Below are 11,637 nucleotides of genomic sequence, written 5' to 3'. Positions count from 1 at the left end.
GGCCACGCACCGACTCTCCCTTCACCAAGATGACGTTGCAGCATCCCCTCGACCGTCCGCCAATTTCGGCCTGATCACGCAACTTGGGCGCGATGGCGCGCCTCGTTCCACTGCTGCACGTCGTCAACGGCGCGCAGCTTAGTCACGGGATTTGTTGTGCAGACCATAGATCAGACGATCACGCTGGAAGGCGCCAAAAGCGTTCGGGCGGCTATGACCCGTCGACGCATCTCCATCATGGCCATCGTTATGACGATCGGGTTCGTCATCGTCGCTGCGCGGCTCCTGCAACTCGGTTCCGTCGAGACGGAGACAGTGATCGAGGGAAGGACGATCAGCGAAATCGAAGCGTCTCGACCGGCGATCCTCGATCGGAACGGGTTGCCTATGGCGGTGGATGTCCGCGTCCCCTCCCTCTATGCCGAGCCCCGGCGGATCATCGACGTGGAAGAAGCTGTAGCAGCCCTGAGGACGGTCCTTCCCGAGTTGGACGAAGCATGGTTGCGCGAACGCCTGACCGGCGACCGCGGCTTCGTCTGGGTAAAGCGAGAACTGACGCCCGCCGTCCGCGAGCAGGTGATGCGCCTGGGGATACCGGGCATCGATTTCCTCACCGAGAGCCGCCGCTTCTATCCAGGCGGCGCCGATGCCGCGCACGTGCTCGGCAGCGTGAACATCGATAGCCAGGGCATCGCCGGAATTGAGCGAGGGATCGATGATGGCGGTATAGCCGCGTTGCAGGCGTTCGGCCTGGCGCGCGGTCAGGAACTGCAACCGATCGCGCTCAGTATCGACATGCGTGTTCAGTATGCCATGCGCGAGGAACTGGTGGACGCCTTGACACGCTACCAGTCCCTCGCCGCCGCGGGTGTGATGCTGGACGCGCGCACGGGCGAAGTGCTCGCGATGGTCTCGCTGCCGGATTTCAACCCCAATGTCCCCGCCTCCGCATTGGAAGAGGGACGTTTCAACCGCATCACCGCCGGTAATTTTGAGTTGGGATCGGTCGTCAAGATCGTTTCGTTCGCTGCCGTTCTCGATAGCGGCGCCGTTACCTTGGCGGACTCGTTCGATGCCCGCTTTCCAGTGCGCTTTGGCAGGTTCGCAATCAATGACTACCGCGGCCAGGGCCGGATCCTGACTGTCCCCGAGATTTTCCGCTACTCGTCTAACGTCGGGACTATCCAGATGATGCAGCAGATGGGCAAGGACAACTATCGCTCCTTCTTCAGCCGCATCGGCTTCGACCAATCGATCGTCACCGAACTCCCCGAGAGAACGCCGCCGAACGTCCCGAAGGAGTTTTCCGATGTGGTTGCGGCGACCGCTTCGTTCGGCCACGGCTTCAGCGTTTCACCATTGCATATGGCGCGAGCCCTGGCCGCTTTCGTCAATGGCGGGCGTCTAATCCCGCCGACCTTCTATCCGAGAACTGAGGAAGAAGCGTTGGCCCAATCCACTCGCGTGATCTCGGAGCAGACCAGCGCTCAACTGCAGCAGCTATTGCGTTTCAACGCACTCGTTGGCTCCGGTTCGCGGATGAACCGGCTGGCACTGGCCTACCGAGCCGGCGGCAAGACCGGCACGGCAGAAAAGGTGATCAATGGGCGATATGGCACGGGCAAGAACCTCAATGTGTTCATCACCGCGTTTCCCATGGAGGCCCCCCAATACGTCATGGTGATCCTGCTCGATGAGGCTTCCCCCGAAACTCCGCAATCCGGAAATACTGCAGGCTGGAACGCCGGGGAGGTATCAGGACGCATCCTTGCCAGGGTAGCAACCATGCTGGGTGTAAAGCCGGGCGAAAGCGAGGCGTTCGATGCTCGAGTGATTGCAGCCATGCAATGAGGTCCGTGGCTGGGTGACGGACTACACGATCGTAATCGCGCAGGATTTGGTCACTGGCTAACCCGATATGTGGGCGTTCTTGGCGGTCATAGGCAAGTCCGTGACGCATCAGCTCAAGATTAGAGCGCCAACGCTTGGAACGTCGACATTGAGACTGGGCAGGCACCTAGCGGGTCGAGTGGTGCCGCCCCAGGGATGCCTTGATTGAAGATATATCGTTTCTCGCACACGTCCCAGGACGGTGCCTGCTTCGTCGCATCGAAGAAATCGGCACCTTCCTTGAGGTTCCGCCAGAAGGGAGTATGCGGGCTGGAAGCATTCGCGGCCATGTTGACCTCGTTCATGCGGAACGGCAGTAACTGGAGCTGGAAGGAGCGGTGGCCAGCTCGAAAAGTCTCCCGTGCCATGGCGTATATCTCCTTGATGCCGTCATCCGTCATGGCGTAGCACCCCACGGATTTGCAATCCCCGTGGATCATCAGGTTCGTGCCGGTGCGGCCCCAAGCCTGATCGAACTTGTTGGGAAACCCCACATTGAACGATAGCCAGTAAGAAGATTTCGGGTTCATCAGGCCGGGCGTGACATCGTAGAACCCTTCCGGCGACTGGTAATCACCTTCGCGTATCTTGGGTCCCAGTGCGCCCGACCACTTGCAGATCTCATATGTCTTGAGGAGCGCATAGCTTCCCGAGTTCGTGCGTTTCCAAACCTCGAGCTCCGAGGACTGTTTGAACAGGCGGATCACCATCGGCTCGGAAGGTGACGAGCCGATCTGCGCCATCTGGTCGACCAGCGCCTTGGGCAGGGGCACGTTTTGCCGGTTGTCGCCCACGAACTGGCTGCATGCGGCCAGTGTCACGGCGGCGAAGACGACGCTGGTGATACGGAGCGTGCGCCAGAGAAATTCGTACATACCGTCCACCATAGTGAATACCGCCCTAGCTTATCACTCCTGGCGTTACCGATATCTTGCCCGGCGAGGGCCCAGCCGATCACGCTAACTTGAAAGGCGAAACGCGCTATCCAATCCTTGCCCTTCTAGCGATATCAGCGCGGCCGCCACGACCAGGTCGCTCTGCACCGATCATTTCCCTCGCTCGGGTCCGTTGCCAGGAACGCCCCAGCCAGAACACGCCTTGCTCCGCTTCGTTCGCGAGCCGCAACTGCCAAGGCTTTGAACACGCTACCATCACTGGCCACTCGGGAAGCCAGTACAATCCTCCTATTTGCAAATCATTCCTACTTGCAACTAGACCAAGAATGTCGTCTAGTTGCGAATTATTCGCATAAAGGAAGACGCATGCGCCAGAACGAACCCACCGACACGGTCACGCGCCGAAGCCTCCTTATAGGGGGGCTCGTTGCCGCTGGGGGGACGGCGGTCCTGGCCTCCTCCGCAGCGGGCCAGCAGATGCTCGAGCACGGCATGGGCGCGATGCCCGCCCCCGACCCTGTCAATCCTTACGCGGCTCCCTCTGCCCACGAGGGAGCGCACGGCCAGATGATGACAGTCGGGCGTGTCGACCCCGAGACGAATGGCTTTGATCCCACCCCAATGCTGACGGAATGGGATTTAGGCACGGTCACGACAATGGAGGACGGACGCGCGCTGCGGACCTTCGAGGTCGAGGCCTCCGACAAGGAGATCGAGATCGCACCCGGCGTAATGTTTCCCGCTTGGACCTTCAATGGCCGCGTCCCGGGTCCGGCCCTTCGGGCGAAGGAAGGCGAACGCCTGCGCATCGTCTTCCGCAACTACGGATCGCACCCTCATTCCATGCATTTCCACGGTATCCACTCCTGGCGCATGGACGGGGTTCCCGGAGCCGGCCTGATAAACCCTGGTGAGGAGTTCGTCTATGAGTTCGACGCCAAGCCCTTCGGCTGCCACCTCTATCATTGCCACGCCCTGCCGCTGAAGCGGCACATGCACAAGGGCATGTACGGGGCATTCGTGATCGACCCCGACCCCGAACTGCACCCCGAGTTCGAGGCCGTGGCCAAGTCGCGCCTGCTCGGGACACCTGAGAACGCGAGTTGGCAGGAACTGATAATGGTGATGAACGCGTTCGACACCAACTTCGATGGCGCGAATGAGTTCTATGCTGTCAACACGATCGCGCATGCCTATGCGCTCCAACCCATCCGAATCGAGAAGTCGCGACCGGTCCGCATCTATCTGATAAACGTGACCGAGTTCGACCCGATTAATTCGTTCCACCTGCATGCCAACTTCTTCAACTATTTCGACACCGGCACGACGCTCACCCCCACGCTGCGGACCGTCGACCTGATCATGCAGTGCCAGGCGCAGCGTGGCATCCTCGAGTTCAGCTACGCTGACCATGAGGCCGGCCAATATATGTTCCACGCGCATCAGGCTGAGTTCACCGAACTGGGCTGGATGGGCATGTTCGACGTGGTGGAGGACTAAGCCATGACCGCTCCCGAAATGATGGCCGTCTCCGAGGATCGCCCAAATCGCCTGTTGCTCCTCTGGCTCTTGTTGCCATTGACGCTACTGGGGATCGCCATTGCGTGGATTGCATCGGCAGACCCGTTGCGCAGCTTCGACAACAGTGCGCCGCCCGTTGAGGCCTTCACCTATGAGAGGACGATCCTGGACGGTGACGGCATCCGTGTCCTGGTGCGAGCCGGCGGGTCGGAACCGATGAAAGTCGCCCAAGTCCAGGTCGATGACGCCTACTGGATGTTCACCCAAGACCCTCCGGGTCCGATCGCCCGCGGCAGCACTGTATGGCTCCGCATCCCCTATCCATGGGTGCTCGGCGAGGCGCATGCAATCAACATCGTCACCGATACGGGCGCCACGTTCCTCCACGAAATACCAGTGGCTGTCCCCACTCCCGTTCCCACGCAATCCCTCCTCTGGCAGCAGGCATTGATCGGGTTGATCGTTGGGGTGCTCCCGGTTGCCATAGGACTGCTGTGCTACCCTGCGCTGCGGGGCGTCGGCGTTGCCGGCATGAATTTCATCCTGGCGCTGACGGTCGGGCTCCTCGCCTTCCTGTTGGTCGACATGTCCCTGGAAGCGTTGGAGATGAGCGCCGCATCGGCCGTGCTGTTCCAGGGTCCACTACTCGTACTACTTGCCGGTGCTGCCAGCTTCATGCTGCTCATGGCTATTGGGCGCTGGCGCGGGGCGCCGGCGGGCTTGGCGCTGTCGTTCTACATCGCCCTCGGCATCGGGTTGCACAACTTTGGCGAGGGATTGGCAATAGGCGCTGCCTTCGCCGCCGGCTCCGCCGGCCTTGGCACATTCCTCGTCCTAGGTTTTGCAGTACACAACGTCACCGAGGGAATCGGCATAGCAGCCCCAATCCTCAAGGCCAGGCCACCGCTATGGAGCTTCGTGGCGCTCACTCTTCTGGCCGGCGCGCCCGCCGTGGTGGGGCTCTGGATTGGTAGTCTGGCTTACGCGCCGCAATGGTCCGCGCTCTTCCTCGGCATCGGTGCAGGAGCAATCGCACAGGTCATCGTAGAGGTGACCACCTACATGACGCGCACTGGCAAGGGCCGAAATACCCTGCTGTCCGTCCCGGTCATAACCGGCTTCCTAGTCGGCGTCGCCTTTATGTACGTGACTGCCGCCGCCATCAAGTTCTGATCCGGCGATTCCGGTATTTCACCCGACTGGCCACGGGCTCGCGACGCGCACGTGGCCGCTGTCGTCCCACTTGTTGCGAAAAACCGGCCTCGCGGAAAAGGGCTCACCGCGATTTGACTCGCCGGGTGTAAGCCACAATGGCAAGCATCGGTCATGACAAGCCGGATTTTGGGTCTTACCGCACTGCTGAGCCTTCTTCCTGGCGCCATAGGCGTTGCTAGTGCCGAGCTCAGCAGCCCGCCGAAAGCAGTCCTGGAACTCTTCACCAGCCAGGGCTGCCCCTTCTCCCCGGGCGCGGATCGTCTCGTGTCCGAGCTGGCGGAGCGCGGCGACGTAATCACCCTCAACTATCATGTCGACTACTGGGACTATGCCGGGTGGAAGGATACCTTCGGCAGTGCCGCCAATGCCGAGTTACAGCGTGACTACGCTTCGCTGTGGGACACCCGCAAGCTCTACACTCCGCAGCTCATCGTTGCCGGGACCACCGACGTCCTAGGCTCGGATGAGCCCGGGGCAGTCGAGGCAATCGAGGCCAGCAGCATGACGCGCCAAATCGACCTCACTCGAAACGGAGATACCCTGCGCATCGTCGTCCCCGAACAAGGAGGGGCCCGGCCCTCGATCATCTGGCTCGTCACCTACATCGAGCAGGATACCGTCACCATTCAGGCCGGCGATAACGCTGGCAAGACCCTATCCTATGACCACATCGTCACGAACCGTACGCAGCTGGCGGCTCTGGGTGCCGGCATGGGCGCTCGGCTCGCCCTCAATATAGAGCGTGTGCTGCCCGAGCCCGGCACGGGCGTTGCTGTTCTGGTGCAGGAGGATGTCGGCGGAATGCCCGGGCCAATCACCGGCGGCAACACCTACGAGCGTTGATCTGCGACTGTAGTGTGTAGCAGCAACACGCTCCGGGCAGGTGCCTCCCCTGCGCCGACTATCATTTTCCCCTCTCGCTCCTCTAGCGACCAGAGATCGCAGACACTTTGCTCGCCGCAACCGTACTCACTGCAGGAATCTTGACCGCCGGCCACTCTCGCATCGGCGTCTGGACGATGCATATATTCACGTCGTTAGGTGCGCGGGTCCCGGCTCTGATAATGTAGGGAAATACTATCCATATCGCATTTTATGCAAATCCGCTGCGCATCTACTTGGGCCGGTTGGATGATGACCTGCTGTCTTCGCGGACCCACGGGACGGTGGCGATTTCCAAAGTTGGCGCCGATTTGTGGCGCGCGTTCGAGCGTTTATGATCGTCGCGACAGTGATCTTGGTTCACAGACCGCGCCTAGTCGACCGCGTCGCTGCCAGCGGTGTCCTGCGCCGTCGCTCCGGACGCGCTGCCAAGTCCCCGCTCGTGAGTGGGCTGACCGAGTACAAATCCACGCAGTGCCGGACGGCATCCTGACGGCTGCCATAGCCGGGTTAGTGCGCGATCCAAGAGTCGATGCGCGCGATCATCTCAGAAGATGTGTACGGTAATGCGCTCTTTCAAAGCCGCTATTCCATCCCTGTTGCCCACCGGCATTCTAAGCCATAGCCGGCAGCAGACCAGGATTTATTGCGTTTACAGGTGGGCAAAACTGCCGAGTTCGGCATCCAGCCACTCGGCCGACCGCCAAACAATAGGCGGTCTGGCGCACCCTAATGCAGATCAGTAGAGCGGTAGGGCGCTCGTCTAAAGGTAGGCGCGCCCACCGGCGGCCTTAAGTCACATGATCGGCGCAGACACTCGTGGGAACGTTTTTCGGCATGTTGGTGGCCTATGTTGCGCCGACTGCACAGTCGGCGCAACATTCTAAGAGGCCTAGTCCAATTTCCTGTCCCTCAAGACCGCCTCGCTCGTCCACATCTGGGGATCGGCGGCAACGCCATCGAAGGGGAATTCTAAGGCGGGCTTCCGAACTTAGAGACGCTTACCGATGGCCTCCATCTGCTCGATCTCGCGACGCTGCGCCTCGATGATCTCACCGCACAATCGAACCAGTTCGGCATCCTTGATGTCGGCTTCGCGGCACATCAGGATGGCGCCCGAGTGATGCGGGATCATGGGATCCACGAACTGGCGATCGTCGATGAAGGCCTGCGCCCGGGTCGCCCAGAATGAGAGCACGGTCAATAGGATAAACCGGCATAGAGCAACAGGTTCATGCGACTGTTAGGGAACATGCCCGGCATGGTGGCCAGCATGAAAATGCCCATGGGCGCCCACATTGTGACCGCCATGTAGAACATGTTCAGATTGTTCCGGAAGTCCCCCGGTCCGTCGATCATAGAGAACATGACCCCGTACATCACGACGAGGCCCAAACCCATGTTGATTCATCAGGTAAGGCCGAGCGTGCTTGCCATGCTCGCCCTTGTGCTGTTGCCCATGGTCGTGGTGTGCGGTCATATCTGTTCTCCTCTCAGTTGCGCGGCGACCTTCAACTGCCTTGACGCGAACCATCGCTTCCGCTCAACCACCGAGCCATCAGCAATGCCGCTGTCGGCTGCAGCATTGTATGGCCGACGTCCTCACGGCATCGACCGTGTCGAACGGGTACTTCGCCTGGTGGGGCGCGCCCGTAGGCGCACCCCTATGCTGTTCTACTCGTTGGCGCCTTCGCCTTCGAGCCAAGCGATCATGTCGGCCATCTCCTGCTCCTGTGCGTCGATGACCTTCTGGGCCATGTCCTTGGCCCATTGGTTGTCACCATGTTCGAGCTCGGCCTTGGCCATGTTGATGGCGCCCTGGTGGTGCGGGATCATTCCGCAGACGAAAGCCACGTCGATGTCCTCGACCATCATGCTGTCCATCATCTGCTTGTTGGTCACGTCCATGCCGGCCATCAGGTCGGTATGGGCCTGGTCCATTTCATGGGACATGTCCATCGACATGTCCCCGGCCATGGCTTCGGCGGTCTTGCAGATTTCCGGCAGGTCCACTGACATGCTGCTGTCCGCTCCCATGGCGGACATGTCGTGCCCCGCCGCAGCATCCTGTGCGAATACGGAAACGGAAGTGGCCACCAGAACGGCGCCGGCGATAAGAGTCGTCTTGAATAGGGTCATTTCCCTGAATTCCTTCTACGAGTTAAGTTTCAAACTTCATCTCGGGCGGAACCCTTCGGGGGTCGATCGATACGGCTCTTGAGGGATTTAGGGATCAGACCGCGATGGAATACTCGTGCCACCGACTTCCGCGCTGCCAACAGCTCCGACGACGGCGCCACCGGCAATCCCGAAAGGCACAGCCCGATGCCGCAACATGCGGGCATAGAATGCGGACGAGTGCCGCAATCCACGGTGCAACCGGCGTCTTCAACAGGGTGGGCGATACGCGCTTCGGCGTGATTCTGCGCTGTCGGCGCCGACGCCATCGCACCATGGTGCAGCGTCATACTAGCAACCACAGCCACCATCACCAAAAGGATCACGCGCACGCGCGTCCTGAAAGCAGAGTTCCGGACCATGATCCCGAAACTCCTCGCCGCCGCCGCGGTTCCTGCCATTGACGTGGATCGTGATGTCACTTGTCGCCAAGATCCAGAAAATCGGTCGCCATATCCTCCAGAGGCCGGCCGAGAAGCAACGTCGTGCTTCCGCGCACCATCTCGGACAGTGAGCCCCAGAAGCGGGGACCGCCAAGGACCTCCGGCGCGATGGTCGAGCTCATCGGATCCGCGCCGAGCGCAGCCGAAGCGAATTGCCGATGACGCTGACGGAGGACAGCGCCATGGCAGCGGCGGCGATCGCCGGCGAGAGCGTCAATCCGAAGAACGGGTAGAGCACGCCGGCGGCAACGGGGATGCCCGCTGCGTTGTAGACGAAGGCCAGGAAGAGGTTCTGGCGGATGTTGCCCATGGTGGCCCGCGAGAGCCGTCGCGCCCGGGCAATGCCGATCAGATCGCCGTTCAACAGCGTAACCCCGGCGCTCTCCATGGCGACGTCGGTGCCGGTACCCATGGCGATCCCCACATCGGCCGCCGCAAGCGCTGGAGCGTCGTTCACGCCATCGCCGGCCATTGCGACCACCCTGCCCTCTGAGCGAAGCCGCTCCACGACCTCGCTCTTGCGCTCCGGCAGCACATCGGCCTCGACGTTTTCGATGCCCAGTTCTCGAGCCACGGCAGCGGCGGTCACGGCATTGTCGCCGGTCATCATGACGACCTTGATGCCTTCGGCGCGCAGTTCGTTCAATGCTTGGCGTGTGGTGCCGCGTATCGGGTCGGCGATGCCGAGGGCACCGGCGACCTGGCCGTCCGCTGCGACCAAAACGACGGTGGCGCCATGCCCGCGAACCTCGTCGGCGCGTGTCTTCCATTCGCCTGCGGCGACGCCTTCGGCTTCAAGGTATTTCGCGCTGCCGATCAGCACCCTTTGGCCATTCACCAGACCCGTAAGTCCCTTGCCCACCGGGGAGTCGACGTCGGTCGGCTCGGTGAGGACGAGCTTGCGTTCTTCGGCGGCGTTGACGATCGCGACCCCGAGCGGTCGCCCGCTCCAGGCTCGCCGCCATGGTAAGTAGCGCTGTCTCGTCGAACCCGGCAGCCGGCAGGACGTGGGTAACCTTAGGCCTGCCTTCCGTAAGCGTGCCGGTCTTGTCGACCACGATGGTGTCGACTTTCTCAAGGCGTTCCAGGGCCTCGGCGTTCTTGACCAGGAGCCCGAGCTGGGCCCCCTTCCCCACTCCCACCATGATGGACATCGGTGTGGCGAGGCCCAGCGCACAGGGACAGGCAATGATCAGCACGGACACCCCCGCCACCAAGCCATAGGCCAGGCGCGGCTCGGGCCCCCAAATGCCCCACACGATGAAGGCTGCGATGGCGATTCCGATCACCAGCGGCACGAACCAACCGGACACCTGGTCGGCCAACTTCTGGATGGGCGCCCGGGACCGCTGTGCCGCCGCCACCATCTGCACAATCCGCGCTAGCATGGTGTCCTGACCGACCTGCAGGGTTTCCATCACCAGGCCGCCGGACTGGTTGATGGTGCCGCCGATCAGCCGATCGCCGACTTCCTTGGTGACCGGCAAGGATTCACCCGTGACCATGGATTCGTCTAGCGCACTACGACCCTCGACGACCTGTCCGTCGACGGGCACCTTTTCACCGGGCCGTACGCGCAGTCGGTCGCCGACGGCAATAGCTTCGATCCCGACCTCCTCGTCCGAACCGTCGGCGCGGATACGCCGCGCGGTCTTGGGCGCGAGACCCAGCAGCGCCTTGATGGCGCCCGAGGTCTGCTCGCGGGCTCGCAGCTCCAGCACCTGGCCGAGGAGCGCCAGGGCGGTGATCACGGCGGCGGCCTCGAAGTAGACAGGAACCGCGCCGCCCATTCCCTGCATATCGGAGGGGAAAATGCCGGGAAGTACCGTAGCGATCATCGAATAGAGCCAGGCGACCCCGATGCCCATGGCGATCAGCGTGAACATGTTAAGGCTGCGATTGGCGATCGAAGCAGCGCCGCGCTGGAAGAACGGCCAGCCGGCCCAGAGCACGACTGGCGTTGCCAGCACCAGTTGAAGCCAGTTGAGGTTCTGGGCCGATATGAAGGCGTGGAAGTCGAACAGGTGGCTGCCCATTTCAAGCAGGAATACGGGAATAGCCAGGGCGGTGCCGATCCAGAAACGACGGGTCATGTCGACCAGTTCCGCGCTTGGGCCGGTGTCGGCCGTGGGCAGTTCAGGATCCAGCGTCATGCCGCAGATCGGGCAGTTGCCGGGATGATCCTGGCGGACCTGAGGGTGCATCGGGCAGGTGTAGATCGTACCAGGATTGGCGCCACGGGGCGCTTCGGTTTCGGTGAGGTAGGCGCCCGGGTTTGCCACGAACTTGTCGTGGCATTTGGCCGAGCAGAAATAGTAGGTCTCGCCAGCATGCTCCGTGCTGAATTCGGCGTTCGCCGGATCAACCGACATGCCGCAGACCGGATCCCTCGCTTGATGGTCACCATCGGCGCGCTGATGACGCCCATGGTGATCATAGCCATGATGGTGATGGTGGTGGGATGTATCCTTGGTGCCGCTCATGTCACTACCTCAGGGTTCGAGCCTTCAAGTGTGCGCCTTCCCACGGTGGCAAGGTCAACCCCTCGCTTTCACGTTGGTGTCTTGGCTAGCAGCAATCATGTTGCCTGGAGACCGCGACGATGTTGGTCG

Annotated in this window: 7 protein-coding genes and 2 pseudogenes; 4 read left to right on the top strand and 5 right to left on the bottom strand. The window is 61.6% G+C overall.

The window, feature by feature from the left end; all coding sequences use genetic code 11:
• The first annotated feature begins 156 nt into the window (after positions 1-156).
• Positions 157-1,851, top strand: a complete 1,695-nt coding sequence (locus BUA69_RS14455) for a peptidoglycan D,D-transpeptidase FtsI family protein (RefSeq protein ID WP_046135147.1) — start codon at positions 157-159, stop codon at positions 1,849-1,851.
• A gap of 119 nt (positions 1,852-1,970) precedes the next feature.
• Here BUA69_RS14455 and BUA69_RS14450 read toward each other — a convergent pair whose 3' ends face one another.
• A complete protein-coding gene (locus BUA69_RS14450) occupies positions 1,971-2,765 on the bottom strand; it encodes a L,D-transpeptidase family protein (RefSeq protein WP_046135198.1) in 795 nt (264 codons plus the stop codon).
• Between the two features lie 387 nt (positions 2,766-3,152).
• Between BUA69_RS14450 and BUA69_RS14445 the strand changes: the two genes are divergently transcribed.
• The 3 genes from BUA69_RS14445 to BUA69_RS14435 all read left to right on the top strand — a co-directional run bounded on the left by BUA69_RS14445 (position 3,153) and on the right by BUA69_RS14435 (position 6,365).
• A complete protein-coding gene (locus BUA69_RS14445; protein ID WP_046135148.1) occupies positions 3,153-4,286 on the top strand; it encodes a multicopper oxidase domain-containing protein in 1,134 nt (377 codons plus the stop codon).
• A gap of 3 nt (positions 4,287-4,289) precedes the next feature.
• Positions 4,290-5,480: a ZIP family metal transporter gene (locus BUA69_RS14440; RefSeq protein WP_244468737.1), complete on the top strand. Its 1,191-nt coding sequence runs from the start codon at positions 4,290-4,292 to the stop codon at positions 5,478-5,480.
• 153 nt (positions 5,481-5,633) lie between these two features.
• Positions 5,634-6,365, top strand: coding sequence for a DUF1223 domain-containing protein (locus BUA69_RS14435; protein WP_052950524.1), 732 nt, complete (start codon positions 5,634-5,636; stop codon positions 6,363-6,365).
• 1,030 nt (positions 6,366-7,395) lie between these two features.
• On the opposite strand, the pseudogene BUA69_RS14430 reads toward BUA69_RS14435, so the two are convergent.
• From BUA69_RS14430 to BUA69_RS14420, 4 genes and pseudogenes are all read right to left on the bottom strand, one after another.
• Positions 7,396-7,815 (bottom strand): annotated as a pseudogene (locus tag BUA69_RS14430) (DUF305 domain-containing protein).
• 263 nt (positions 7,816-8,078) lie between these two features.
• Positions 8,079-8,543, bottom strand: coding sequence for a DUF305 domain-containing protein (locus BUA69_RS14425; protein WP_052950525.1), 465 nt, complete (start codon positions 8,541-8,543; stop codon positions 8,079-8,081).
• Positions 8,544-9,000: 457 nt separating this feature from the next.
• The gene (locus BUA69_RS21035; protein WP_160300127.1) at positions 9,001-9,147 is read right to left on the bottom strand and encodes a hypothetical protein; all 147 of its coding nucleotides are present in this window, start codon (positions 9,145-9,147) and stop codon (positions 9,001-9,003) included.
• A pseudogene (locus BUA69_RS14420) lies at positions 9,144-11,508 on the bottom strand (heavy metal translocating P-type ATPase). The gene BUA69_RS21035 and the pseudogene BUA69_RS14420 overlap by 4 nt, the downstream one beginning before the upstream one ends.
• Positions 11,509-11,637 lie beyond the last annotated feature (129 nt).

The organism is Devosia limi DSM 17137, from assembly GCF_900128975.1.
GTDB classification, from domain to species: Bacteria; Pseudomonadota; Alphaproteobacteria; order Rhizobiales; family Devosiaceae; genus Devosia; species Devosia limi.
This window is presented reverse-complemented; position numbering and strand designations above follow the sequence as displayed.